A 25,459-nucleotide genomic window follows, 5' to 3' on the forward strand; every position below is an offset into this window, starting at 1 on the left:
GTCGGGGGATTCTAGCTAGAGGCCGTGGATCCCCTTGTAGAGCACCAGCGCGCCCAGGACGACCAGGATGGCGGCGACCAGGGCGGCGTGCTGGGCCTCCATCCAGTGTTTGAGGCGGTCCAGCGGCCGGTCGAGCCGGTCACCGGACACCGCGTACGCCAGGATCGGGATCGCCACGGTGGACGCGGCCAGCGCGACGTAGCACGCGACCCCGACTGCGGCGCCCGTGCGTCCGAGCCCCTCGGTGCCGATGGCCAGACCGGCCGCGGCGCACATGAACAGCACCTTGGGGTTGATCACGACGAGGACAGTGGCAGTGAGGATCGCCCGGGCCGGTGTGATCGTGGCGAAGCTGCTCATCCACCTGGGGGAGTGCTCCGACCGACGGCGGATGAGCCACTTGTAGATCCCGAACGCGATCAAGGCACCGCCCGCCACGATGCGCACCCACGACGCCCAGGGCGGCGGTTCGTCCAGGCCGCCGCCGAGCACGCTCGAGATCTCCACGAAGATCTGCGTCAGCACGGCCAGACCGACCAGCCACCCGGCGAGGAACGCCAGTCCCGTCGGCCGGGGCGCGGGGGAGCTCAACACCAGGATCGCGGGGATGATCGACAGCGGTGACAGCGCGACCACCAGCGCGAGGGGGATCAGTGCGGGGAGCATCGCCGTCAAGGTAACAAGCAATGGTCGCATGCCGGGTGTCGGCGCACCCGAAGACATTGGCCACCCATGTTTCCGTCGACGTGGTGAGGCGAATCTCGCGGCCGGCTTGCTTTTGCCGAACCGCACTGCGGCGGTGGGCGTACTACCCGAGAATGATCAGAGCACGCTGCGCTGGCTCTTCGCCGTCTGCGGCGCAGCCGCCTTCGCGCTGCTGACCGGGGCGACGAGCGCCTCGAGACGATCCGCGCCGTCCTATCAGCCATCACCGTCAACGAGGGAGCAGAGTTCATGACGGAGGTTCATCTCGGGCACGTCTTCCACGTCGCAGGCGCTCCGCTGGTGACGGAGGCGGCCCACGCGCTGGTGTCCATCGCCGACGGAGCGCTCGTCGTCGATGACGACGGCACGATCGTCTACTGCGGCGAAAGAGATTCGGTCCCAAGCGAACACGGATCGGCGCCGGTGCACGACCACCGAGGAGGCTTCCTGCTGCCGGGCTTCGTCGACACCCACGTCCACTTCCCCCAGACCTTCGCGGGCGACTCGTACGGCGGTGGCCAACTCCTGGAGTGGCTGAACCTCTGCATCTTCCCGTCGGAGAGCAAGTTCGCCGATCCCGACTTCGCGGCTGCGGCCGCGGTCGAGTTCTGCAACCGCCGCATCGCGGCGGGCACGACGGCGGCCATGGTGTTCGGTTCGGCGTTCCCGCATGCGCAGGACGCACTGTTCGAACGCACCAGGGACGCGGGCCTGCGCGTGGTCAGCGGCCGCGGCATCCAGACCGTCGGCGGGGAGACCGCGCAGCCGCTGATGACGTCGGAGGAGGACGCCATCCGCCTCACCCGCGAGGAGATCGAGAAGTGGCACGCCGCGGACACCGGCGACGTCGACACCGCGCTGCTGCACGTCGCGATCGTCCCGCGGTTCTCGCTGTCGGTCACTCCTGTGACGCTGCGAAACCTCGGCGAGCTGTACGACGAGGTGCGCGATCGCGGCGTGTACGTGCACAGCCACCTCAACGAGAACAACCGGCCCGGCACCGGCGAGGTCGACACGACCAAGGAGGTGTACCAGGTCGATTCGTACCTCGACACCTACGACGGCAAGTTCCTCCCCGGCTCCCGCGTGGGCGGCAAGAGCCTGCTCGGCAGGCGGACCATCCTCGCGCACTGCGTGCACTGCCAGGACGTCGAACTCGAGCGGATGGCCGAGACCGGCACCTCGATCTCGCACTGTCCGGTCTCGCAGCTGTTCCTCGGCTCCGGGACCATGCCCTGGAAGCGCACCATCGCCTCGGGCGTCAACGTCTCCTCGGGAACCGACTTCGGCGGCGGCGACGAGTGGCTGATCCCACGCGTCCTCGGCGACGCCTTCAAACAGCACATCACCGAGCCCGGCGACGACGGCGTCTCGATGCATCCGGCGGAGATGCTCTTCGTCGGGACGCTCGCCGGTGCCCGCGCCCTCGACATGGAGAACCGCTTCGGCAACTTCGACACCGGCAAGGAGGCCGACTTCCTCGTCGTCGAACCGGCCGGCGCGCTGAAGGGCCTGCTGGACAGCGCATACCGGTCCGACGACGCCGACCTCGCGCGAGACCAGACGTTGTTCGCGTTGCTGATGGGTCTGCGCGAGAACTCGATCGCCGAGGTCTACGTTCGGGGGCGTCGGCTCGCTCCGCTGTAGCCGGCGTCAGGAGGTCGCCGTGGTCGCCATTGCCGTGACGGTGCTGCACGAACCCGTCGACCCCGAGGCGCTGGGGCCCTGGGTCGACGTGATGCGCGCGGACGGTGCCCGGAACGCCGGTTTCGTCGACTGCGTCGCGTCGCTGCGCGGGGACGGGGACCTGCAGCAGGCGGTGGCCGTCAGCTTCGCGACGGAGACCCAACTGCATTCGTGGCTCGACGGCGAATCCCGCCGGACCGTGATGTCCGACGGCGAGACCCGCGGCATCCGGCGTGCCTCGTCCGACCTCGTCCTGGTCGACGGGCAGGCCACGCCGCCGGGAGTGGCGGCGTTCCGACATCCCGTCGCCCCCGAGCGCGACGCGCAGTTTCTCGCTGCACAAACCGAGCTGGTTCGGATCAGCGCGCGGTTCCCCGGCTACGAGGGCACCGTCGTGCTCCCAGTCGACGACCGCGGGGAGCGGCTGTCGGTCATCCGGTTCCGCACCGCGCGTCAGCTGTCCGGGTGGATGGAGTCGGCGCAGCGCCAGGGCGCGCTGCCGACCCTGCGCTCGACGTTGGAGCGCGACTTCTCCACGTTCACGCAGACGACGCCGTTCGGAACGACCGTGCGGGTCGAGGACGGGCAGACCCGGCTGACACCCGGCTGGAAGTCCGCGATGCTGGTGCTGCTCGTGCTGTACCCGACGGTGATGCTGTTGTCCCGCTTCGTCGGCCCGCTGTTCGAGGGTCTCGGAGCCGGACCGTGGCTGACCATCTGGCTCAGCCAGGTGCTGAGCGTCTCACTGCTGCAGTGGGTGCTGATGCCGTTCGCCGTCCGGGCGATGCGGCGGTGGCTGGATCCCGTCGACGGCGCGGGCCTGGGCGTGACCGTGCGCGGTGTCGCGATCGTGGTCGCCGGATACGTCACGACGCTTGCGGTCTTCGCGCTGGTGACGTGGTTGCAGTACTGGGACTACTCCTGAGCGGCGCTACCTGCCGTCGGCGTGCCGGGCCACCAGGTCGGCCTCCGCGGCACGGGCCTGCGCCGGCTGTGCGAACGGCATGCGTTCGCTGATGAACTCGGTCGCGGTGTCGCGGTCGATGCCCTGCGCCGCCAGCAGTTCGACGCTCAGGATGTGCATCGCCGACGTCGCCTTCTTCGCCGCGACGTCGGCGACGACGCGAATCTCTTCTGCTAGTTCAGCTTCGGTGGCGTTGACGACGCTGGGCGCGAGGTCGACCCGGTGCACGACGCCGTTGAGATAGGCGGTCACCGTCACGGTCCCGGGCGGATTGGTGGCCGAGATGAGCGGGATCTCCTCCTCGTCGGCCTCCTCGTCGGACCCGACCAGCGCGTCCAGGTCGCCGCTGGCCCCGGGAGGATCCTCGGCGCCCGTGAAGCCGTCGAACGCGTCGAGCGCCGAGCCGTCGTCGTCGTCCTGAAGGTGGGGGACGTGATCGAATGACGGGATCTCGTCGTCGTCCCAATCGTCGTCGCCGCTCATCGGGGATGCATCTGACCGTCGAGCTTGCCCTGGCTCGCCTGATCGATCTGGTCGTAGCGCTGCGCGGCGGTGGTCAGCTTCTGGTCCAGGTCCTGCGACACCCCTGCCATGGCCTGGCACGCGGCCTTGCGGGCAGCGCTGGCGGCCTCGACGGCCATGTTGGCCGGCGCACACACCACGCCGTGGCTCATCCACATGTTCTGAGTGGCTCCGTCGGTGGCCGACCCCGCGGCGCCGACCTGGGCGGCCGCCTCACCTTGGCGCGCAGACAGTTCCCGCACGTGCGCGGTGGTGACCTTCAAGTCCGTCATCGTGTATCCGTCCTCGCCTACAGCGATCGAGTGGTCGGGGCGCCGGGCGTCCGTTCGACGGGCGGGCCGACGGGTGCGCGCTCACCGGACCCGGCGGGTCCCGTGGCGCCGCCGGCGGCCTCGGCGTCGGGACCGGAGGCCTGCTCCTTCGCCGCCTCGGTGGCCTCCTTCTCGGCCTCCCGCTGCTCGGCCTGCTGGCTCGCCTGGATCGCGGTGTTGACGACCGATGCGATGGCCGAGATCAGGCCGCCTCCGGCACCGCCGGCGCTGGGTGCACCGCCTCCGGTGCCACCGCCCGGCATACCGCCGCCGGCCGCGCCGCCCGAGGGCATCGTCGGCATGGAGGGCATCGTGGGCATGGACGGCGTCGTGGTCGACGGGGTCGGTGCGCCACCGCCGCTGGGTGCGCCGCCGCCCCCGCCGCTGGGTGCGCCGCCGCCTCCACTGGGCGCGCCGCCACCACCACCGCCGGACGGGACGCTGCCCGGCGGGTACGAGCCCGGCGGGTTCTCCGTGGCCGGTGGCTGGCCGGTACCCGGATCCGGGTTGAACTCGCCGGTGCTGCCGGTGGGGTGCGCGTCTGCTGCGACCTGCTGGTACTGCGCCGCTGCGGCCGCGATCTTCGAGGCGTTCTGTGTCGCATGGCCGGCCATGACGCCCATCGCGATGCTGCAGGGCGGAAGCGCGCCCGCCACGGCGCCGATCTCCATGGCCTCCGCCATGGGAATGCCGACGATCGGCGGTGGCGGAATCAGCCGGGTGACGAGTACGACGGGGATCATCGCGGTGAGCACGGTGGCCGAGACGTCCAACACGTCCTTGGTGGTCTTGACCTGGCCCGCCTCGTCGGCGATGACGCCCTGGATGACCTCGTCGGCGCGCGACACCTGCTCGGCGCGGTTCTGCTGCAGCGTGTTCTGCCGGGTGTAGGCCGTGGACCCGTCGCCGTCCCACTCCTGCGGGTACGCGGACTCGAGGGTGTTGCCCACCTGATCCATCGCCGCCGCGCCGTTGGCGAACTTCTCGCCCTGGTCCTGCTCGAAGGTGAGGCCGCACAGCAGTTGCATGCCGTTGATGCCCAGCAGGCCCATTCCGATGATCGGGGTTCCCGCGGCCGCGAGCTGCTTCGGTCCCATCATGGTGAAGACCTGTTGCGCGATGCCCACGGCGTCCGCCTGCAACCCGATGATCGCGAGGGGGTCACCGCCCGCCGCACCCACGATGTGCTCGGTCACTCCCTTGCCGGCCAACACGGAGCCGATCGCGTCGAGCAATCCAAATCCCATGGGCGTCCCCCTCCTGAGCGCTCGAACAAGCATAGAACCGTCTCGGCACCGGCTCGCGCACCAGAATTCTCGTGCGATGCGGCGCCGGCCGGGACCGCTAACCTTCATGGCGATGACCGTGATCATGACTGCGGCCACGCCCCTGGCGTCGTCGCGTCGAATGCCCAGCACCCCCGCGGAGTGGCTCGCGGCGGGCATCATCCTGGTGGTGATGGTGGTGGTGATCGCGGTCCTCGCCCGCTGGATGAACCGCCGCTTCGACGAGCAGTCCGAGGCTGGAGTGGCCTGGCAGACGCAGGCGTCGGCGGTCTTTCGTGCCCGGTGGCCGGGGGACCGCGTCTGGCAGGCCGGGTATGCCGAGCTGGAGGCGGAGGTTCAGGGCTGCTGGCAGCTGGTCCTGACACTGGAGTCCCGCAACGCCGAACGCCAGGGACCCACCGCAGCCGAGGGCGACCGGCAGATCAACGCCGTCAGGGCGTACATCTCGACGTTGCTCGGACCCCTCAACGCCGCGGCCGCACGTGAACACCGGGTGGTCGGATGACGGCCGTCGTCGGTTACATGTTCGTGGGCGGGCTGGTGGTCGTCGCCGTGATCGCGCTTCTTCTCTTCCTGGGGGGCAAGTACGCCCCGCAGCTGTCGGCCTCGAGCGACGCCAAGACGGCCCTGCTGCTGACGCACTCGTCGGCCTTCTGGGCGCGGTGGCCCTACGACCGACTCGCCGCGGCGCCCTACGCCGAACTCGCCGCCGAGGCGGCCCGGTGCGAACTGATGGTCGCCGGCCTGCGGGCCGCCATGAGACCGCCGCGAATCGGTGCCAAGCCCCCCAGCGTCCCGGGCGACTACCTCCACCGACGCCTGGTCGCCTACGAGGGCATGTTGGACGCAGTCCGGCGGACGATGGCCCAATCCGCGCCCCCGCGTCGTCCTACCTAGCCGGCCCACTCAGAACTGGCACCACTTCCACTCGCCGTCCTCCCGGACCAGCGTGATGTCCTGGTTGTTCTCGCCTTCGTTGGCGACGTCCGCGGTCGCCTCGTCCCCGTCGACGTCCACCGACTCGACGGTGAGGTTCAATTTCCCGCCCATGTCCCTCGCCTCGAGGAACTCGTCCTCGGTGAACTCGTCGGTCGCCTTGGCGCCGCTGCACAGGACGGGGTCGAAGGCGCTGAAGTCGCCGTCGTTCCAGGCCTTCTCGAACGCCTCGACGGACGCCTCGATCTGTTCCTCGTCGGTCAGTTGCTCCGAGGGGGAGCGGACGGCGGTGCCGGTGATCGCGCCCGGAGACGCGACGACGACGACCACCACCAGCGCGACCACGGCGAGGAGTGCCAGGCCCGTCACGATCAGGGCGATTCGGTTGCGACGCCGAGGTGGGGGCGGGTAGGACACGGGTCCAGCCTCCCGTATCGGACTCGCCGCCGTGACCTAGCGGCGAAATTGGGTAGAGTTGAGCGGAACAGACTCAACCTTGACTGCGTTGTGTACAGCGAGAAGCATTTTCCCCTAGCTGAGAATTGGAGGTGTCGTGGACTCGTTCAACCCGACCACGAAGACCCAGGCGGCGCTGACCTCGGCGTTGCAGGCGGCTACCGCCGCAGGCAATCCGGAGATCCGGCCCGCCCACTTGTTGATGGCGCTGTTGACGCAGAACGACGGCATCGCCGCGCCGCTGCTCGAGGCGGTCGGAGTCGATCCCGCGACGGTCCGCGCCGACGTCCAGCGACTGGTCGAACGGCTGCCCAGCGCAAGCGGCGCCAACTCGACACCGCAGCTGTCCCGCGAGTCGCTCGCCGCGATCACCGCGGCGCAGCATCTGGCCACCGAGATGGACGACGAGTACGTCTCCACCGAGCACCTGCTCGTCGGACTCGCCACCGGTGACAGCGACGTCGCGAAGCTCCTGACCAATGCCGGTGCGTCACCGCAGGCCATGCGCGAGGCGTTCACCAAGGTGCGCGGCAGCGCCCGCGTCACCAGCCCCGACCCCGAGGGCACCTATCAGGCGCTGGAGAAGTACTCCACCGACCTGACCGCACGTGCCCGCGAGGGCAAGCTCGACCCGGTCATCGGCCGCGACAACGAGATCCGTCGCGTCGTGCAGGTCCTGAGCCGCCGCACCAAGAACAACCCCGTGCTGATCGGCGAGCCCGGCGTCGGCAAGACCGCGATCGTCGAGGGCCTGGCCCAGCGCATCATCGCCGGCGACGTGCCGGAGAGCCTGCGCGACAAGACCGTCGTCTCGCTCGACATGGGCTCGATGGTGGCCGGTGCCAAGTTCCGCGGTGAGTTCGAGGAGCGGCTCAAGGCCGTGCTCGACGACATCAAGAACTCGGCCGGTCAGGTCATCACGTTCATCGACGAGTTGCACACCATCGTCGGCGCCGGTGCCTCCGGTGAGGGCGCGATGGACGCGGGCAACATGATCAAGCCGATGCTGGCCCGCGGCGAGCTGCGCATGGTCGGTGCGACCACGCTCGAGGAGTACCGCAAGTACATCGAGAAGGACGCCGCCCTGGAGCGCCGCTTCCAGCAGGTGCTGGTCGGCGAGCCGTCCGTCGAGGACACCGTCGGCATCCTGCGCGGCCTCAAGGAGCGGTACGAGGTGCACCACGGTGTCCGCATCACGGACTCCGCGCTGGTGGCCGCCGCCACGCTGAGCGACCGCTACATCACCAGCCGCTTTCTGCCGGACAAGGCCATCGACCTGGTCGACGAGGCCGGCTCGCGGCTGCGCATGGAGATCGACTCCCGCCCCGTCGAGATCGACGAGGTCGAGCGTCTGGTCCGTCGCCTCGAGATCGAGGAGATGGCACTGGCCAAGGAGGAGGACGCCGCGTCGAAGGAACGGCTGGAGAAGCTGCGCGCCGAGCTGGCCGACAAGAAGGAGCAACTCTCGGAGCTGACCACCCGGTGGCAGAACGAGAAGGGCGCCATCGACGTCGTCCGCGACCTCAAGGAGCAGCTCGACCACCTGCGCGGCGAGTCGGAGCGCGCCGAGCGCGACGGCGACCTCGCCAAGGCCGCCGAACTCCGGTACGGCCGGATCCCGCAGATCGAGAAGCAACTCGACGCCGCGCTGCCCCAGGCACAGGCGCAGGCGAACGTCATGCTGAAGGAGGAGGTCGGCCCCGACGACATCGCCGAGGTGGTGGAGGCGTGGACCGGCATCCCGGCCGGACGGCTGCTCGAGGGCGAGACCACCAAGCTGCTGCGCATGGAGGACGAGCTGGGCAAGCGCGTCATCGGCCAGCGCAAGGCCGTCGCCGCCGTGTCCGACGCGGTTCGTCGCAGCCGGGCCGGCGTCGCCGACCCGAACCGTCCGACGGGCTCGTTCCTGTTCCTCGGCCCCACCGGCGTCGGCAAGACCGAGCTGGCGAAGGCGCTGGCGGACTTCCTGTTCGACGACGAACGGGCGATGGTCCGCATCGACATGAGCGAGTACGGCGAAAAGCACTCCGTCGCACGGCTCGTCGGTGCGCCTCCGGGTTACATCGGCTACGACCAGGGCGGTCAGCTCACCGAGCTGGTGCGTCGCCGGCCGTACTCGGTGGTGCTGTTCGACGAGGTCGAGAAGGCCCACCCGGACGTCTTCGACGTGCTGCTGCAGGTCCTCGACGAGGGCAGGCTGACCGACGGTCAGGGCCGCACGGTCGACTTCCGCAACACCATCCTCATCCTGACGTCCAACCTCGGTTCGGGCGGCAGCGATGAGCAGGTGATGGCGGCGGTGCGATCGGCGTTCAAGCCGGAGTTCATCAACCGTCTCGACGACGTGCTGATCTTCGACGGGCTCAACCCCGAGGAGCTGGTGCGGATCGTCGACATCCAGCTCGATCAGCTGCAGAAGCGGCTGGCGCAGCGCCGGTTGCTCCTCGAGGTGTCGCTACCGGCGAAGAGGTGGCTCGGCGAGCGCGGTTTCGACCCGCTCTACGGTGCCCGCCCGCTGCGCCGACTGGTGCAGCAGGCCATCGGCGACCAGCTGGCCCGGCTGCTGCTGGCCGGCGAGGTCCACGACGGCGACGTCGTGCCGGTCAACGTCAGCCCGGACGGTGAAGGCCTGATCCTGGGCTGATCGGTACCTAGTACGCCGAGACTGCGGTCAGGTCGCGATTCCCGAGTGGATCGCGATCTGGCCGCAGTTTCGCGTTCTGGGGTGGCGCTAGAACGCGGTGCTGGGGACGTCGGTCTCGTCGCCGAGCAGGGCCTCGACGATTCGCGTCGCGACGGCGTCGGGGTCCAGGCCGGTCGGCAGCTTCGGCGGGTCGCCCGCGATCGCGCGGCCGGCGAGCCCGGTCTCGGTGTGCGGCGGCCGGACGTCGACGATGCGCACCTTGCGGCGCCGCGCCTCGCCGCGCACGGCCGTGAACAGCGCCGCGGTGGCCGCCTTCGCCGCCGAGTACACGGCCATGTTGGCCATCGGCTTCTCCGCGACCACCGCGCTGATGCCGAGGATCACCCCGCCGGCGGGCAGCACGGGCAGCGCGGCACGGATGATCCGCACCGGCGCGATGAAGTCGACGAGCACCAGGTCGTCGATGGTGTCGTCGTCGATGTCGGCGATCGGTCCGAAGGCCACCACGCCGGCGGCGATCACCACGCCGTCGAGGTGACCGTGCCGCTCGGCCGCGGCCGCCACCACGCTGCGACCGGCGTCGGGTTCGCGCAGGTCCGCGACGACGACGTGGGCACCGTCGATGCCCAGTTCCGACAGCGCGTCCTCCGACCGGCCGGTGATCGTCACGGCGGCACCGCGCTCGGCCAGCGACCGGGCCACCCGGGACCCGAGCGCGCCACTGGCGCCGACGACGAGAAAGGCCTTTTCGGCGAGATCGCTCACCACCTCAGTATCGGTGGCCGCGCCGTCCGGATGGCCGTACCGCCCGTGACGGGGTTGTGACCCGTATCCGTTCTGGCATCGGCGGCGAGAGCAAGTAGTCTGGTGGCAATGGTTCCTCTCTGGTTCACGCTGTCCGCACTCTGTTTCGTGGGTGCGGCCGTACTGCTGTACGTCGACAGCGATCGTCGTCGTGGGTTGGGCCGTCGCCGCAAGTCCTGGGCCAAGTCGCACGGGTTCGACTACGAGCCCGAGTCGTCGGACATCGTGAAGCGCTGGAAGCGCGGCGTGATGTCGACGGTCGGCGACGTGACCGCCAAGAACGTGGTCCTCGGGCAGATCCGCGGCGAGGCCGTGTTCATCTTCGACCTCGAGGACGTCGCTACCGTCATCGCGCTGCACCGCAAGGTCGGCACCAACGTCGTCGTCGACGTACGCCTCAAGGACATCAAGGAACCCCGCGAGAGCGACGTGTGGCTGCTCGGTGCGATCGGCCCCCGGATGGTCTACTCCACCAACCTCGACGCCGCCCGCCGCGCGTGCGACCGGCGCATGGTCACGTTCGCGCACGCCGCGCCGGACTGCGCCGAGATCATGTGGAACGAGCAGAACTGGACGCTCGTCGCCATGCCGGTCGGCAGCACCCGCGCGCAGTGGGACGAGGGTCTGCTGACGGTCCGCCAGTTCAACGACCTGCTTCGCGTGCTCCCGCCCGTGCCGCAGCCCGGTCAGAGCGCCACCGTCGGCCAAGGCGTACGACGCGGTGCCGCCGCCAGTCGGCCCTTCGCGCCGGCCCGGCCCGCCGAACTCCCCGCGGGCCGCGCCGACCAGCCGCCCTCGCGTGCCGACGTGGGCCGCTACACGCAGCAGCGTCCGCCCGCGCGCAACGGCCGCCAGTCGGCTCACCACCAGCGCTAGCCGCTACCCTGTCGGGCATGTCCCGCCCCGTCACGATGATCACCGGACCGACATCCGGACTCGGCGCAGGGTTCGCCCGCCGCTACGCCCTCGACGGCCACGATCTCGTCCTGGTCGCCCGCGACGTCGGCCGACTCGACGCTCTCGCTGCCGAGCTGCGCGACGAGGCCGGTGCCGAGGTCGAGGTACTGGTCGCCGACCTCGCCGTCGCCGAGGACCGGGCGCGCGTCGCCGAGCGGCTCTCGAGGGGCGTGCGAACCCTGGTCAACAACGCCGGATTCGGCACGTCGGGTGAATTCTGGACCGCCGACCTCGACGTCCTGCAGGGCCAGCTCGACGTCAACGTCACCGCGGTGATGTACCTGACCCACGCGGCGCTGCCCCCGATGCTCGCCAAGGGCGAGGGCACCGTCATCAACGTCGCGAGCGTGGCGGGCCTGTTGCCCGGTCGCGGGTCGACGTACTCGGCGTCCAAGGCCTGGGTGGTCGCCTTCTCCGAGGGCCTGGCCAACGGCTTGGACGGCACCGGCGTCGGCGTGCACGCGCTGTGCCCGGGCTTCGTGCGCACCGAGTTCCACGAGCGCGCCGGAATCGACATGGACGGCACGCCGTCGATCCTGTGGCTCGAGGTGGGCGACGTCGTCCGCGACTGCCTGGCCGACGTCGCCAAGGGCGAGGTCGTGATCGTGCCCGGTCTGCAGTACAAGGTGCTCACCACCGGCGGGCGCATCGTGCCGCGAAACGTGGTGCGCTCCTTGACCAAGGTCGTCGGCCGCGGCCGCGGGCGGACGTGAGGCGCGCACTCGTCGCACTGCTCGCGATTGTCGTACTCACCGCGTGCTCGGGCAGCCCGGAGGATTCCGGACCCTACGGCGTGGAGTCGGCGACGCTGGGGGAGTCCCAGGCCACGCTCGGCTGGAACCTGTCGGTGGCGAACCTGCGCTTCGAGGGTGACTACGTCCTCGTCGACGTCGACGCCGCACCCACCGATCCCGCTGCGCCCCGGGCGAAGCCGGAGTCCATCCGACTCGGTCTGTACGGCGCGCTCGCCCACCCCATCGAGGCCAACGCGATCGGCGGATGCTCCGACGTCACCGATCTGAACGTCACCCCCGCAACGGCCACGCCCGACTCGCTGCGCGGCACGGTGTGCCTGGGCCCGCTGCGCGACCAGACGCAGGTGCGCGGCGTCTACGCGTACTCCCCGCAGGACAGGATCGCGGGCACCACCGTCGCCTATCCCGCGTCGTTCCCCGTGGGGTTGACGCCCACCAACGACAGCGACACCGGACTGATCCTGCAGACGTCCACCGTCGACGCGTTCCGTGCCGACGGCGGGAAGCTGAACCCCACCGCGCTGGGTGATCCGACGGCGTTCCAGGGCAACGGCTACATGCTGCTCGGACTCGAGATCACCGGTCTGGCAGCACGTTACCGCGACGACTCGGCCCGCCGCGGTGGGCCGCTGATGGTCACGGTGGCACCCACCCTGCCGGGGAAGGGCCTGTCCTACGCGTGCTCGGTGTACGGGTCGTCGCTGCTGGTGCTCCCCGAGGCGTCGCTCGAGGCGATCGCGGTGAAGGCGTCGCTGTGCACCCAGGGCGAGATCAACGCGGCGCTGCTCTACCCCACCGTGTCGGTGATGGGCACGCACGCCGCACTGTGGACGACGCCCAGTGTCTGAGGCCGGACCCACCGAGTGGGGGACCGCGCCGGGCGTCGGCCCGTGGCCGGGTGACCTGCCCAGCCCACATCTCGAAGACGCGCGCTACGACCCGGACCTGTTGCGCGACGGCGACACTCGCAACGTCGTCGACGCCTACCGGTACTGGACGCGCGAGGCGATCATCGCCGACATCGACACCCGACGTCACCCGCTGCACGTCGCGATCGAGAACTTCGGCAACGACGCCAACATCGGCGCCGTGGTCCGCACCGCCAACGCGTTCGCCGTCGACACCGTGCACATCGTGGGCCGGCGGCGGTGGAACCGGCGCGGCGCGATGGTGACCGACCGGTACCAGCGCCTCGCCCACCACGACACCACCGCGGACCTGCTCCGGTTCGCGGCCGACGCCGGTCTCACCGTCGTCGCGGTCGACAACGTGCCGGGCGCCGTGCCGCTGGAGCACACCGCACTGCCGCGCGACTGCCTGCTGGTGTTCGGTCAGGAAGGTCCCGGCATCACCGACGACGTACGCCTCGGGGCCAGCGCGACGGTGTCCATCGCCCAGTTCGGATCGACGCGCAGCATGAACGCGGCGGTGGCGGCGGGCATCGCCATGCACGCGTGGATCGCCCGACACGCCGACCTCGGCCGAGCCTGGTAAGGCAGGATCGGGGATATGGATCAGCTCTGGGCCAACCGCGCCGCCAGCGCCGAGGCCGCCATCACCGCGCGGCACCTCCGGAAGGTGTGGCACCTGCCGGGCACGCAGCTCGGCGTCGTCGCCTGGCCGTCGGAGCGCAAGTACCAGTCGTTCGGCACGTGGCACTACTGGTGGCAGGCCCACCTGCTGGACTGCCTGGTCGACGCGCAGGTGCGCGACCCCCAGCCCGAGAGGCTGCAGCGCATCCAGCGCCAGGTCCGCGGCCACCGGCTGCGAAACACGCTCAAGTGGACCAACGACTACTACGACGACATGGCCTGGCTGGCGCTGGCGCTGGAGCGCGCGGGCCGACTCGCAGGGGTCGAGCGGCCGAAGGCGCTGTCGACGCTGGCCGACCAGTTCCTCAACTCCTGGGTGCCCGAGGACGGCGGCGGCATCCCGTGGCGCAAGCAGGACCAGTTCTTCAACGCCCCGGCCAACGGGCCCGCGGGCATCTTCCTGGCGCGCTACGACGACAGGTTGCGTCGCGCCCAGCAGATGGCCGACTGGATCGACGAGACGCTGATCGACCCCGAGACGCACCTGGTGTTCGACGGCGTGAAGGCGGGCTCGCTGGTCCGCGCGCAGTACACGTACTGCCAGGGCGTCGTCCTCGGCCTCGAGACCGAACTGGCCGCACGCACCGAGGACGAGCGGCACGCCCCGCGGGTGCGGCGTCTCGTCGCCGCGGTGCGCGAGCACATGGCGCCCGACGGCGTCATCCAGAGCGCCGGCGGTGGCGACGGCGGTCTGTTCCACGGCATCACCGCCCGCTACCTCGCGCTGGTCGCCACGACGCTGCCGGAGACGTCGGCCGAGGACACCGAGACGCGTGCCATCGCCAGGGACCTGGTGCTGAAGTCCGCCCGGTCGGCGTGGGACTACCGCCAGACGGTCGACGGACTGCCGCTGTTCGGCGCGTTCTGGGACCGTGCCGCCGTCGTGCCCACCGCCGCGGGCAAGGACGCCGAGTCGATCGAGGGTGCGGTGAACTCCTCGGCGATCCCCGAGCGCGACCTGTCGGTCCAGGTGGCCGGCTGGATGCTGATGGAGGCGGCGCACACCCTGAGCGACGAGGAAGACGAGGAATCCGACGAATGACCCTCGCCGATGAGCTGACGGGAAGCTGGGAACCCGATCAGGCGGAGATCGACGGCGCGAACCTGACGCGCTTCATGGCGTGGCTGGCCGAGACGGGCCGCGGCGAGTTCGCCGACTACCAGGCGCTGTGGGCGGAGTCGGTACGCGACCCGGGCTGGTTCTGGGACGCGGTGTGGCACTTCTTCGACGTCCGCTCGGAGTCCACGCCCGAGACCGCGCTGGGTACGACGGACATGCCTGGCGCGCAATGGTTTCCGGGCGCGACGCTCAACTACGCGACCGAGGTGTTCCGGCACGAGACCGCCGACCGGCCCGCGATGGTGGTGGCCGGCGAGGACGCCGTCACGGAGTGGTCGTGGGAGCGGCTGCGAGGGGAGACGGCGGCGTTCGCGGCGTTCCTGCGGTCCCACGACGTCGGACCCGGTGACCGCGTCGTCGGCTACCTGCCCAACGTCGGTGAGGCCGTCGTGGCGTTCCTCGGGGCGGCCGCGGTCGGCGCGACGTGGGCGGTCTGCAACCAGGACCTGGCCGTCGGCGGCGTCACCGCACGGCTCGGCCAGCTCGAGCCCAGCGTCCTGGTCGCGAGCGACGGATCCTTCTACAACGGCAAGCGCATCGACCGCAGCGCCGAACTCGCCGAGATCCGCGGCCAGATGCCGACGCTCAAGGCGACGGTGCTGGTGCCGCGGCTGGGCACGACGCCGCCGGATGACGTGACGCCGTGGTCGACGGTGCTGGAACACGATGCGCCGCTGGAGATCACGCCCGTCCCCTTCGAGCATCCGCTGTGGGTGCTGTTCTCCTCGGGCACCACCGGCACGCCGAAGGGCATCGTGCACGGCCACGGCGGCGTGGTCCTCGAACACCTCAAGTACCTTGCGCTGCATCTGGACCTCGGCCCCGAGGATCGTTTCTTCTGGCAGTCGAGCACCAGCTGGATGATGTGGAACCTGCTGCTCGGCGGCCTGCTCGTCGGGTCGACGATCGTCACCTACGACGGCAGTCCCACCCATGGCCGCACCGACTACCTTTGGAAGGTGGCCGCGGACACCGGCACCACGGTGCTGGGTGCCGGTGCGGGGTATTGGCTGGCGTGCGCCAAGGAGGACCTGCGGCCCGGCACGGAGTTCGCGCTCGACGCCGTGCGCGCGGTCGGCTCGACCGGATCGCCGCTACCCGCGTCGGGCTACCGCTGGATCCAGGAGGGCCTGGGCCGCCGGATCCCGATCGTGTCGGCGAGCGGCGGGACCGACGTCGTCACCGCCTTCATCGGCGGATGCCCGCTGGTGCCGATCCGGGCAGGCGAACTGAACGTGCTGTGCCTGGGTGCGGCCATCGAGGCCTGGGCGGACGGCGGCACGTCGGTCACCGAGGAGGCCGGCGAACTCGTCGTCACCAAGCCCATGCCGTCGATGCCGGTGTTCTTCTGGAACGACGAGGGTGGGGCGAAGTATCACGACGCCTACTTCGACAAATACGAGGGCGTCTGGTGTCACGGTGACTGGCTCACGATCACCGATCGCAAGTCCGTTGTGGTGCATGGCCGTTCGGATGCCACGCTCAACCGGATGGGCGTGCGGATGGGCAGCGCCGAGATCTACAACGCCGTCGAGGGGCTGGCCGAGGTCACCGACTGCCTGGTGGTCGGCTGCGAACTCGACGACGGCGGCTACTGGATGCCGCTGTTCGTGGCGCTCGCCGACGGCGTCGAATTCGACGACGACCTGCGCGCGAAGATCGTCGCCGCCATCAAGACCGGCGCGTCGCCGCGGCACGTGCCCGACGACGTCATCGCCGTCCCGGGGATCCCGCGTACCATGACGGGTAAGCGCCTGGAGATCCCGATCAAGCGGATACTGCTGGGCGCCAAGCCCTCCGACGTGCTGACCCCCAGCGCCGTCGACAGGCCCGACCTCCTCGACGTCTTCGCGGGGCACGCCCGGACGTGAGCGAGAAGGCGGAGTCGAGGCCGAGCCGGTTCGGGCGCGATCCCACCGCGGCGCGCAGCGGCGAGAACACCGCGGCCGCGTTGCTGCTGCTGTTCACCGTGCTGGCGATCGCGTGGGCGAACTCCCCGTGGTCGCAGAGCTACACCGACTTCTGGGACATGCACGTCGGCCTCGTCGTGGGCGACATGCACGCCGAGTTGAGCGTCAAGCACCTCGTCAACGACGGCCTGATGACGTTCTTCTTCTTCATCGTGGGGCTGGAGGTGAAGAGCCAGTTCACGATCGGTGAGCTGACCGACCGGTCGCGTGCCGCCGTGCCCGTGCTCGCCGCCGTCGCAGGCCTGATCCTGCCCGCCGTGGTGTTCCTGGTGCTGAACCCGAGCGGCGACGACGCCCGCGCCTGGGGCGTGGTGATCTCGACGGACACCGCGTTCCTCGTCGGCGCGCTGGCGATCATCGGGCCCAAGTACCCGACTCGGCTGCGCACCTTCCTGCTGACGCTGGCCGTCGTCGACGACGTCGGTGCGCTGCTCGCGATCGCGCTGTTCTACTCCGATCAGATCCGGGTCTGGCCGTTGCTGATCGCGCTGGCGCTGATCGCGGCACTCGCGGCGGTCCGGTTGCTGCCCATCGGGCGCGGCCCCGCCTACTTCGTGCTGGCGCTCGGTCTCTGGCTGGCGCTGTTCTCCGGCGGCGTGCACCCGACGCTGGCTGGAGTGGCCGTCGCGCTGCTCATTCCGGTGTTCACCCCGGAACGGGAGCGGGTCGAGGAGGCCGCGGAGGTGATCCGTGCGTTCCGGCAGTCCCCGAACTCCGAGTACGCCCGCGCGGCCACCCGTACCCTGCGCGAGTCGATCTCCATCAACGAACGGCTGCAGACCGGCTTCGGGCCGTACGTGTCGTTCGTGGTGCTGCCGATCTTCGCACTGGCGAACGCGGGTGTGCGCCTCGACCTCGACACGGTGTCGGATGCGCTGCGCTCGCCATTGACGTGGGGCGTGATCGCGGGTCTGGTCGTCGGCAAGCTGGTCGGCATCACCGCGGCCACGGCACTGGTCCGTGCGACCGGCGTCGGCGAGTTGGCCCCCGGGCTGACGCTGCGGCGCATCGTCGGCGGCGCCGCGCTGTCCGGCATCGGGTTCACCATCTCGCTGTTCATCGTCGACATCGCGATCACCGACCCGGTCAAGCAGGATCAGGCCCGCGTCGGCGTGCTGGCGGCGTCGGTGCTGGCATTCGCGCTGGGCTGGCTCTGGTTCCGGGTCACCGACCGGATCAGCCCGCCGATCCCCGTGGGTGCCACGCTCGTTCGCGACGTCGACCCGGACCGAGACCACCTGCGCGGCAACCCGAACGCATCGCTCACGCTCGTCGAGTACGGCGACTACGAGTGCCCGTTCTGCAGCCGGGCCACCGGGTCGATCGACGAGGTCCGCGAGTACTTCGGCGACCGGTTGCGCTACGTGTGGCGGCACTTCCCGATGGAGCGCGTCCACCCGCACGCGATGGACGCCGCGCGTGCCGGTGAGGCGGCGGGGCTGCAGGGCAAGTACTTCGAGATGGGCGCCAAGATGTTCGAGTTCCAGGACTTCCTGGAGTGGGAGCACATCTATCGCTACGCCGACGGAGTCGGCTGCGACGTCAAGAAGTTCGACGAGGACCTGCACTCACCGCGGGTGCTGCACCGGGTGATGGACGATGCGCAGGACGCCGAACTGATGGACCTCAACACGACGCCGACGTTCTTCGTGAACGGCAGGCGGCACGAGGGTCCCTTCGACGCCGCGAGCCTGATCCGCGCGTTGGAGTCCTCAGAGTGAGCGCTGCAGGTAGGTGACGATCGCGTTGGTCAGACCGCTCCGCGCGAGATCAAGGTCGTAGTACGAACCGAGTTGGCGTTCGGACACCAGGCCGCGCATCGCACCGGGGATGAACGAGGCGACCTCGCGGACCCGTTCGGGGTCGACGTCGACGTCGGCGAACGCCGTCTGGCAGGCCTCGATCCAACTGCGGCCCCAGGACCGGAGTTCGGCGGAGGTCTGCGGGTAGAGCCGCTCGAGTTCGGCACCGTCGCGCGGGAGCGCGGCGCGTAGCGTCTCGATGGCGCGCGAGTCCGGTGCGTCGAGGCCGTCGAACAGCAGGTCGATGATGGCCGAGACACGTTCGCGCAGCGGCGCTTCCGGCGTGGCCTGCGACGGTATCGTGCCGCGGCGCTCGGCGGTGCGGCGCAACACGGCCGCCCACAGCCCGTCGACGTCGCCGAACTGGTACTTCACCGCACCCCACGTCGCGCCGGCGTCCTTGGCGATCCGGTTGCCCGAAGCGGCGGCGACATCGCCGGTGGCCAACGTCCGCAGCGCGGCGTCGAGCATCACGTCACGGGTGGCCTGGCCGCGCCGGTTCGTGCGTCGAGTGCTCGTCGGCGCGGGAAGGTCGGACACTTGACGAATCGTAGAACCCTCTGTGATTCTTGTCCACATGGCTCCACCGCCACTCTCGATGAAGCCGACGGGCTGGTTCCAGGTCGCCTGGTCCGAGCAGGTCGCCGTCGGTGCCGTGCACGCGATGACGTACTTCGGCGAGGACATGGTGGCATGGCGCTCGGAGTCCGGCCGGGTGGCCGTGATGAACGCCTACTGCGAACACCTCGGCGCGCACCTCGGCTTCGGCGGCCACGTCGTCGGCGAGGTCATCCAGTGCCCGTTCCACGGCTGGCAGTGGAACGCCGAGGGCCGAAACACGTGCATTCCCTACGAGTCCCGGCCCAACCGCGGCAGGCGGATGCGGACCTACCCGGTGGCCGAACGCAACGAGGCCATCTACGTCTGGCACGACCTCGAGGGGCGGGAGCCGTTCTTCGACGCACCCGACGTCTTCGCGAGCTTCGCCGACGGCAGCAGCGCGGCCGACTACTACCCGCAGCAGCGGCTGTATCGCGAAGCGCTGGAACTGCATCCGCAGTACGTGCTCGAGAACGGCGTCGACTTCGCCCACTTCAAGTTCGTGCACCAGACGCCCATCGTCCCCGTCTTCACCCGGCATGACTTCGCCGAACCCGTGTCCTACGTGGACTTCACGATCACCTTCGAGGGCGACGACGGACAGCGGATCGAGGACGTCGACAGCGGCGTCGAGGCGATCAACGGCGGACTCGGCATCGCGGTCACCAAGAGCTGGGGGATGATCGACAACCGGACCATCTCGGCGATCACCCCGGTTGACGAGCGCACCTCCGACGTCCGCTTCTCGGTCTACATCGGCCGCACACCCGGCAAGTCCGAGCCGAGGCACGAGACGAAGGCTACCGAGTTCGGCGACGAGGTGATCCGGCAGTTCGCCCAAGACGTCCACATCTGGAGTCACCAGCGGTACTCCGACCCGCCGGCGCTGGCGACGTCCGAGTACGAGGGCTTCACCGCCATCCGCAGATGGGCCATGCAGTTCTATCCCGACGGCCGCGGCGGCAGCGCCGCGGACCTGGCAGCACTCGACACCAGAGGGGTTCCACAGCAGTGACTTCCACACCGATCCGCGTCTTCCAGGTCGCCACCGGCAACGTCGGGTCAGAGATGATCAAGCGCATCGGCGCGCATCCCGACCTCGAACTCGTGGGGCTGCACTGCTATTCGGCCGACAAGATCGGCCGCGACGCAGGCGAACTCGTCGGCATCGATCCGATCGGCGTCGTCGCCACCGGGTCGGTCGAGGAGATCGTCGCCGCGAAGCCCGACGTGCTGACGTTCCACGGCGTGTTCCCCGACGAGGACCTCTACGTCCGGGTCCTCGAGGCGGGCATCGACGTCGTCACCACCGCCGACTGGATCACCGGGTGGCACCGCGACACCAACCACCCGCACCCGTCGGGCAAGCCGGTCTCCCAGCTACTGGCCGAGGCCTGCGCGGCCGGCGGATCCACGTTCTACGGCACCGGCATGAACCCCGGCGTCAACCAGATCCTCGGGGTCGCCTGCTCGGCCGACGTCGCCGAGATCGAGAACGTCACCACCATCGAGTCCGTCGACGTGTCCTGCCATCACAGCAAGGACACGTGGATCGAGGTGGGGTACGGACTGCCCGTCGACGACCCGTCGATCCCCGGCAAGCTGGAGAAGTACACCCGAGTCTTCGCCGACAGCGTGCTGATGATGGCCGACTGCTTCGACCTCGTGCTCGACGAGGTCACGTTCAGCTACGAACTCGGCGCCTGCACCAAGGACGTCGACCTCGGCTGGTACACGCTGCCCAAGGGATCGCTCGGCGGCAACTACCTCAAGTACCAGGGCATGGTCGACGGCGTCCCCCGCGTCGAGACGCACCTGGAATGGCAGATGACCCCACACACCGATCCCAGCTGGGACATCAAGGGCTGCTACATCACTCAGATCAAGGGTGATCCCTGCATCTACAACAAGCACATGATCTTCCCGAAGCCCGGGGTGGACCTGTCCGATCCGTCGAGCTTCGCCTCGATCGGCATGACGGTGACGGGGTTGCCCGCGCTCAACGTGATCAGGTCCGTCGTCGCCGCGCCGCCGGGTCTGCTGACCAGTGCGGACGTGCCACTACGGGGATTCGCCGGTCGCTTCAAGACCTAGGGTGCCTAGAGTCGACGGCATGACCGACTCGAACCGTCCCCCGATCGACTTCCCCAGCCGCATCGGCGTGTGGTGGGCCAGCGAGACCTGGGCGATGCCAAACGCCATCGAGGTGGCGCAGGAGATCGAATCGCTCGGCTTCGGTTCGCTTTTCATCCCCGAGGTTACCGGCAAGGAGTGCCTGACGCAGTCGCTGGCCTTCCTGAGCGCCACCGAGCGACTGGTGATCGGCACCGGCATCGCCAACATCCACGTGCGCATCCCGTCGGCCGCCGAGACCGGTGCGCGCACGATCAGTTCCTTGTTCCCGCGCCGGTTCATGCTCGGCCTCGGCGTCAGCCACGCCCCGCTGGTCGAGCACGGCATGGGCAAGACCTACGCCAAGCCGCTGGCCACGATGCGCGACTACCTCGAGAAGATGGCCGCCGTCCCCGACGTCATCGAGCCTGGCTCGGGCCGCCCGGTGCGGCTGCTGGCCGCACTCGGACCGAAGATGATCGAGCTGTCCGGCACGCACGCCGACGGCGCCCATCCCTACCTGGTGCTGCCCGAGCAGACGCGCGTCACCCGCGACATCCTCGGCCCGGACAAGTGGATCGTGTCCGAGCAGGCCGTCACCGTCGGCGGGTCGCCGGAGGAGCAGTTGCAGTGGGCGCATCAGCACCTCAACGTCTACAGCGGGCTGCCCAACTACCGGAACTCCTGGCTGCGGCAGGGCTTCGAGGAGTCCGACCTGGTGCACGGCGGCTCCGACAAGCTGGCGAAGGCGATCGTCGGGATGGGGTCGGTGCCCGCCGCGGCGGCATCGGTGAAGGCGCACCTCGATGCGGGCGCCGACCACGTGGTGCTGCAGGTGCTCGGCGACGACCCCATGGCCGACCCGCGGCCCGCGCTGCGCGAACTCGCCTCCGAGATGGACCTCGTCTAGACCTCGGGCGCGGGCTCGCCGGGCAGCGCACCGTTGCGGCGGGCCTCGCGGCGGCGTTTGAGCCACTCGATGAGGATCGGCAGCACCGACAGCAGCACGATCAGGATGAAGATCGGCTCGAGGAGCTTCTGGACGATCTCGAAGCTGCCCAGCCAGAAGCCGAGCAGCGTCAGCCCGACACCCCACACGACGGCGCCGAGGATGTTCCAGAACGCGAACGCGCCGTAGTTCATCTTCGCCGCGCCCGCGGTGATCGGCGCCAGCGTGCGGACGATCGGCACGAAGCGCGCCAGGACGATTGCGAACGGGCCGCGCTGCTCGAAGAAGAGGTGCGCCTCGTCGAGGTACTTCTGCTTGAGGAAGCGCGCGTTGGGCTTGAACATCGAGGTGCCGATGCTGCGGCCGATCCAGTAGCCCACCTGACCACCCAGGATCGCCGCCAGCGGAATGAACACCAGCAACTGCCAGAGCTGGAAGTTGGCCGAGGCCGCCACGTCCTGGGCGGCGTGGCCGGCCGCCAACATGCCCGCCACGAACAGCAGCGAGTCGCCGGGCAGGATCGGGAACAGCACGCCGGACTCGACGAACACCACGACCAGCAGACCGACGAGCGCCCAGGTGCCGAAGTATCCGATGAGGTTCAGCGGATCCATGTAGTCCGGCAGCAACGCGAGCGTGGTGGTGGTCATGGCAGACCAAGATACCGGCGCAACGTCGAGCACCCTCACAGGTGAGGTCTTCCAGCCAGCAGGCATACATGCACGGGCCTGCACGGTTATCGTCGGCTGATGGCCACTCACCGTGCAGTTCACGTCCCGTCCGCCGGCGCCGCGCTGACCCTCACCGACGTCGAGACCACGTCCCCGCCGCGGGATCACGTGCGCATCGCCGTCGCTGCGTGCGGCGTGTGCGGCACCGACCACGCCTTCGTCAACGGCGGCTTCCCCGGTTTGTCGTGGCCCATCACCCCCGGCCACGAGGTGGCGGGCACCATCGCCGAGGTCGGCGACGGCGTCGAGGACTTCGCCGTCGGTGACCGCGTCGCCGTGGGCTGGTTCGGTGGCAACTGCAACCGGTGCGTCCCCTGTCGGCAGGGCTACTTCATGCAGTGCGAGCGCGGGCAGATCCCCAGCCTGAGCTACGCCGGCGGGTATGCCGAGTCGTTCACCGCGCCCGCGACCGCGCTGGCCCGCATCCCCGAGGGACTGTCGTTCAGCGAGGCCGCGCCGATGGGTTGCGCCGGCGTGACGACCTTCAACGGGCTGCGCAACACCCGCGCCAAGGCCGGCGACCTCGTCGCGGTCCTCGGTGTCGGTGGACTCGGACACCTCGGCGTGCAGTTCGCCCGTGCGATGGGCTTCGAGACCGTCGCGATCGCCCGCGGCCCGGGCAAGGAGGAGGACGCCAGGAAGCTGGGCGCCCACCACTACGTCGACTCGAACGCGTCCGACCCGGCCGCCGCGCTGCGGGATCTGGGCGGTGCGCGGGTGGTGCTCGCGACCGCGGCCAACTCGGACGCCATGGCGGCGACGGTCGGCGGGCTGGGCCCGGAGGGCGAACTGGTCATCATCGGCGTCACACCCGACAACCTGCCCATCAGCCCGCTGGATCTGATCAACTCCGGCCTGTCGGTGGTCGGTCACCCGTCCGGGACGTCGCGCGACGTCGAGGAGACCATGCACTTCGCGCTGCAGACCGGGGTGCGGGCGATGATCGAGGAGCGTCCACTGGCCGAGGCCGCCGCGGCCTACGAGGCGATGGACACCGGCAAGGCCCGCTACCGAATGGTGCTCACCGTCTAGTGCCCGAAACTCGTTGTCTCACCGCCGCGTACCGGCGCTACCTCGACTGCCTCAACGAGCGGCGGTGGGACGCACTCGGCGATTTCGTCGACGACGACGTCGTCCACAACGATCGACCGCTCCGGTTGAGCGGCTACCGGGCGATGCTGGAGGGGGACGTGCGGACGATCCCCGACCTGCGGTTCGTCGCGGACCGCATCGTGGCCGAGGGCGACGTCGTGGCATGCCGACTGATCTTCCGGTGCACCCCGGAACGGCCGTTCCTGGGCTTCGCGCCGACGGGGACGTCGATCACGTTCGCCGAGCACGCGTTCTACACGTTTCGCGACCGGCGGATCGTCGCGGTGTCCTCGATGCTGGACACGCGCGCGGTCGCGGCCCAGATGGCACCCTGACGCATCCGACTGCCGCCGCGGGAAGCTTCTTGCGATACTGGCATGGACACGTCTCGACGCCGTAACGCCAGGAGGAGCAACGCCATGCCCATCGCCACGCCCGAGGTCTACGCCGAGATGCTCGGCCGAGCAAAGGAGAACGCGTACGCGTTCCCGGCCATCAACTGTGTCGGCTCGGAGAGCATCAACGCCGCCATCAAGGGCTTCGCCGACGCGGGCAGCGATGGCATCATCCAGTTCTCCACCGGCGGTGCGGAATTCGGCTCGGGCCTCGGCATCAAGGACATGGTGACCGGAGCCGTCGCGCTCGCCGAGTTCGCACACGTCGTCGCGGCGAAGTACCCGATCTCGGTGGCCCTGCACACCGACCACTGCCCCAAGGACAAGCTGGACTCCTACGTGCGCCCGCTGCTCGCCATCTCCGCCGACCGGGTGAAGAACGGCCGCGACCCGCTGTTCCAGTCGCACATGTGGGACGGCTCCGCGGTGCCGATCGACGAAAACCTGGAGATCGCCAAGGAGCTGTTGAAGTTGGCGGCCGAGGCGAAGATCATCCTCGAGATCGAGATCGGCGTGGTCGGCGGCGAAGAGGACGGTGTCGAGGCCGAGATCAACGACAAGCTCTACACCACCCCCGAGGACTTCGAGAAGACCATCGACGCGCTGGGCCACGGCGAGCACGGCAAGTACCTGCTGGCCGCGACGTTCGGCAACGTGCACGGCGTCTACAAGCCGGGCAACGTCAAGCTCCGCCCCGAGGTCCTCGACCAGGGCCAGAAGGTCGCGACGGCCAAGCTCGGCCTGGCAGAGGGCAGCAAGCCCTTCGACTTCGTCTTCCACGGCGGATCGGGCTCGCTCAAGTCGGAGATCGAGGACTCGCTGAACTACGGCGTCGTGAAGATGAACGTCGACACCGACACCCAGTACGCGTTCACCCGGCCACTCGCCGCGCACATGTTCTCGAACTACGACGGCGTGCTGAAGATCGACGGCGAGGTCGGCAACAAGAAGGTCTACGACCCGCGTAGCTACCTCAAGAAGGCCGAGGCCGGCATGACCGAGCGCGTCGTCGAGGCCTGCAACGACCTGCACAGCGCCGGGAAGAGCATCTCCGGGAGCTAGGCCCCGGG

The 25,459-nt window shown here is 69.5% G+C and carries 26 protein-coding genes; 18 read left to right on the plus strand and 8 right to left on the minus strand.

Annotated features, from left to right (window positions below; genetic code table 11):
- Window positions 1-15 precede the first annotated feature (15 nt).
- Entirely contained in the window at window positions 16-666 is a 651-nt protein-coding gene (locus G6N64_RS08955; RefSeq protein WP_163796576.1) for a GAP family protein, read from the minus strand.
- 288 nt (window positions 667-954) lie between these two features.
- Between G6N64_RS08955 and G6N64_RS08960 the strand changes: the two genes are divergently transcribed.
- Together G6N64_RS08960 and G6N64_RS08965 are read left to right on the plus strand one after the other, a co-directional pair.
- Window positions 955-2,352: an amidohydrolase family protein gene (locus G6N64_RS08960; RefSeq protein ID WP_163796577.1), complete on the plus strand. Its 1,398-nt coding sequence runs from the start codon at window positions 955-957 to the stop codon at window positions 2,350-2,352.
- A gap of 19 nt (window positions 2,353-2,371) precedes the next feature.
- Window positions 2,372-3,316, plus strand: a complete 945-nt coding sequence (locus tag G6N64_RS08965; protein ID WP_163796578.1) for a putative antibiotic biosynthesis monooxygenase — start codon at window positions 2,372-2,374, stop codon at window positions 3,314-3,316.
- Window positions 3,317-3,322: 6 nt separating this feature from the next.
- Here the strand turns inward: G6N64_RS08965 and G6N64_RS08970 are convergent, their stop codons facing one another.
- Genes G6N64_RS08970 through G6N64_RS08980 form a run of 3 tightly spaced genes read right to left on the minus strand, consistent with a single transcriptional unit; the run spans window position 3,323 to window position 5,435 of the window.
- A complete protein-coding gene (locus G6N64_RS08970; RefSeq protein WP_246231057.1) occupies window positions 3,323-3,838 on the minus strand; it encodes a hypothetical protein in 516 nt (171 codons plus the stop codon).
- A complete protein-coding gene (locus G6N64_RS08975) occupies window positions 3,835-4,149 on the minus strand; it encodes an ESX-1 secretion-associated protein (protein ID WP_163796579.1) in 315 nt (104 codons plus the stop codon). Before G6N64_RS08975 ends, G6N64_RS08970 begins: the two co-directional genes overlap by 4 nt.
- Window positions 4,150-4,166: 17 nt before the next feature.
- Window positions 4,167-5,435 carry an EspA/EspE family type VII secretion system effector gene (locus tag G6N64_RS08980; RefSeq protein ID WP_163796580.1) on the minus strand — a complete coding sequence of 423 codons (1,269 nt, stop codon included), beginning with the start codon at window positions 5,433-5,435 and terminating at the stop codon, window positions 4,167-4,169.
- A gap of 112 nt (window positions 5,436-5,547) precedes the next feature.
- Here G6N64_RS08980 and G6N64_RS08985 point away from each other — a divergent pair, with 112 nt between their 5' ends.
- Complete coding sequence (locus G6N64_RS08985) at window positions 5,548-5,979, plus strand: hypothetical protein (protein WP_163796581.1); 432 nt, start codon at window positions 5,548-5,550, stop codon at window positions 5,977-5,979.
- Window positions 5,976-6,371: a hypothetical protein gene (locus G6N64_RS08990; protein ID WP_163796582.1), complete on the plus strand. Its 396-nt coding sequence runs from the start codon at window positions 5,976-5,978 to the stop codon at window positions 6,369-6,371. The genes G6N64_RS08985 and G6N64_RS08990 overlap by 4 nt, the downstream gene beginning before the upstream one ends.
- Window positions 6,372-6,380: 9 nt before the next feature.
- Here G6N64_RS08990 and G6N64_RS08995 read toward each other — a convergent pair whose 3' ends face one another.
- The gene (locus tag G6N64_RS08995) at window positions 6,381-6,827 is read right to left on the minus strand and encodes a nuclear transport factor 2 family protein (protein WP_163796583.1); all 447 of its coding nucleotides are present in this window, start codon (window positions 6,825-6,827) and stop codon (window positions 6,381-6,383) included.
- Window positions 6,828-6,963: 136 nt separating this feature from the next.
- Here G6N64_RS08995 and clpB point away from each other — a divergent pair, with 136 nt between their 5' ends.
- Window positions 6,964-9,510, plus strand: coding sequence for an ATP-dependent chaperone ClpB (clpB, locus tag G6N64_RS09000; protein WP_163796584.1), 2,547 nt, complete (start codon window positions 6,964-6,966; stop codon window positions 9,508-9,510).
- Window positions 9,511-9,597: 87 nt separating this feature from the next.
- Here the strand turns inward: clpB and G6N64_RS09005 are convergent, their stop codons facing one another.
- Window positions 9,598-10,275, minus strand: a complete 678-nt coding sequence (locus G6N64_RS09005) for an SDR family NAD(P)-dependent oxidoreductase (protein ID WP_163796585.1) — start codon at window positions 10,273-10,275, stop codon at window positions 9,598-9,600.
- A gap of 108 nt (window positions 10,276-10,383) precedes the next feature.
- Between G6N64_RS09005 and ttfA the strand changes: the two genes are divergently transcribed.
- Genes ttfA through nhaA form a run of 7 tightly spaced genes read left to right on the plus strand, consistent with a single transcriptional unit; the run spans window position 10,384 to window position 18,429 of the window.
- Entirely contained in the window at window positions 10,384-11,190 is an 807-nt protein-coding gene (gene ttfA, locus G6N64_RS09010; RefSeq protein WP_163796586.1) for a trehalose monomycolate transport factor TtfA, read from the plus strand.
- A 17-nt stretch (window positions 11,191-11,207) separates the two neighbouring features.
- The gene (locus G6N64_RS09015) at window positions 11,208-11,984 is read left to right on the plus strand and encodes an SDR family NAD(P)-dependent oxidoreductase (protein ID WP_163796587.1); all 777 of its coding nucleotides are present in this window, start codon (window positions 11,208-11,210) and stop codon (window positions 11,982-11,984) included.
- Window positions 11,981-12,874 carry a putative periplasmic lipoprotein gene (locus tag G6N64_RS09020; RefSeq protein WP_163796588.1) on the plus strand — a complete coding sequence of 298 codons (894 nt, stop codon included), beginning with the start codon at window positions 11,981-11,983 and terminating at the stop codon, window positions 12,872-12,874. Before G6N64_RS09015 ends, G6N64_RS09020 begins: the two co-directional genes overlap by 4 nt.
- Window positions 12,867-13,520 (plus strand): TrmH family RNA methyltransferase, encoded by a 654-nt coding sequence (locus G6N64_RS09025; protein WP_163796589.1) that lies wholly within the window; start codon window positions 12,867-12,869, stop codon window positions 13,518-13,520. Before G6N64_RS09020 ends, G6N64_RS09025 begins: the two co-directional genes overlap by 8 nt.
- 15 nt (window positions 13,521-13,535) lie before the next feature.
- Complete coding sequence (locus tag G6N64_RS09030; RefSeq protein WP_163796590.1) at window positions 13,536-14,660, plus strand: glycoside hydrolase family 76 protein; 1,125 nt, start codon at window positions 13,536-13,538, stop codon at window positions 14,658-14,660.
- Complete coding sequence (locus G6N64_RS09035) at window positions 14,657-16,609, plus strand: acetoacetate--CoA ligase (RefSeq protein ID WP_163796591.1); 1,953 nt, start codon at window positions 14,657-14,659, stop codon at window positions 16,607-16,609. Before G6N64_RS09030 ends, G6N64_RS09035 begins: the two co-directional genes overlap by 4 nt.
- The gene (gene nhaA / locus G6N64_RS09040) at window positions 16,606-18,429 is read left to right on the plus strand and encodes a Na+/H+ antiporter NhaA (RefSeq protein WP_163796592.1); all 1,824 of its coding nucleotides are present in this window, start codon (window positions 16,606-16,608) and stop codon (window positions 18,427-18,429) included. The genes G6N64_RS09035 and nhaA overlap by 4 nt, the downstream gene beginning before the upstream one ends.
- Here the strand turns inward: nhaA and G6N64_RS09045 are convergent.
- Complete coding sequence (locus tag G6N64_RS09045; protein ID WP_163801542.1) at window positions 18,421-18,981, minus strand: TetR/AcrR family transcriptional regulator; 561 nt, start codon at window positions 18,979-18,981, stop codon at window positions 18,421-18,423. The genes nhaA and G6N64_RS09045 overlap by 9 nt on opposite strands.
- Before the next feature lie 106 nt (window positions 18,982-19,087).
- On the opposite strand from G6N64_RS09045, the gene G6N64_RS09050 reads away from it, so the two are divergent.
- From G6N64_RS09050 to G6N64_RS09060, 3 genes are read left to right on the plus strand one after another with little or no spacing between them, the layout of a single operon-like run.
- Entirely contained in the window at window positions 19,088-20,125 is a 1,038-nt protein-coding gene (locus G6N64_RS09050; RefSeq protein WP_163796593.1) for a Rieske 2Fe-2S domain-containing protein, read from the plus strand.
- Window positions 20,126-20,178: 53 nt separating this feature from the next.
- Window positions 20,179-21,204 carry an NAD(P)H-dependent amine dehydrogenase family protein gene (locus G6N64_RS09055; protein ID WP_246231218.1) on the plus strand — a complete coding sequence of 342 codons (1,026 nt, stop codon included), beginning with the start codon at window positions 20,179-20,181 and terminating at the stop codon, window positions 21,202-21,204.
- Window positions 21,205-21,223: 19 nt separating this feature from the next.
- A complete protein-coding gene (locus G6N64_RS09060; RefSeq protein ID WP_163796595.1) occupies window positions 21,224-22,132 on the plus strand; it encodes an LLM class F420-dependent oxidoreductase in 909 nt (302 codons plus the stop codon).
- Here G6N64_RS09060 and G6N64_RS09065 read toward each other — a convergent pair.
- Window positions 22,129-22,821 (minus strand): VTT domain-containing protein, encoded by a 693-nt coding sequence (locus tag G6N64_RS09065; RefSeq protein ID WP_163796596.1) that lies wholly within the window; start codon window positions 22,819-22,821, stop codon window positions 22,129-22,131. The genes G6N64_RS09060 and G6N64_RS09065 overlap by 4 nt on opposite strands.
- Before the next feature lie 99 nt (window positions 22,822-22,920).
- Here G6N64_RS09065 and G6N64_RS09070 point away from each other — a divergent pair, with 99 nt between their 5' ends.
- The 3 genes from G6N64_RS09070 (at window position 22,921) to fbaA (ending at window position 25,451) form a co-directional block, all read left to right on the plus strand.
- Complete coding sequence (locus G6N64_RS09070; RefSeq protein WP_163796597.1) at window positions 22,921-23,934, plus strand: alcohol dehydrogenase catalytic domain-containing protein; 1,014 nt, start codon at window positions 22,921-22,923, stop codon at window positions 23,932-23,934.
- Window positions 23,934-24,329 carry an ester cyclase gene (locus G6N64_RS09075; RefSeq protein WP_163796598.1) on the plus strand — a complete coding sequence of 132 codons (396 nt, stop codon included), beginning with the start codon at window positions 23,934-23,936 and terminating at the stop codon, window positions 24,327-24,329. The genes G6N64_RS09070 and G6N64_RS09075 overlap by 1 nt, the downstream gene beginning before the upstream one ends.
- Window positions 24,330-24,413: 84 nt before the next feature.
- Window positions 24,414-25,451, plus strand: coding sequence for a class II fructose-bisphosphate aldolase (fbaA, locus tag G6N64_RS09080; RefSeq protein ID WP_163796599.1), 1,038 nt, complete (start codon window positions 24,414-24,416; stop codon window positions 25,449-25,451).
- Window positions 25,452-25,459: the final 8 nt, after the last annotated feature.

The sequence above is a fragment of the Mycolicibacterium sediminis genome, assembly GCF_010731735.1.
GTDB lineage: Bacteria > Actinomycetota > Actinomycetes > Mycobacteriales > Mycobacteriaceae > Mycobacterium > Mycobacterium sediminis.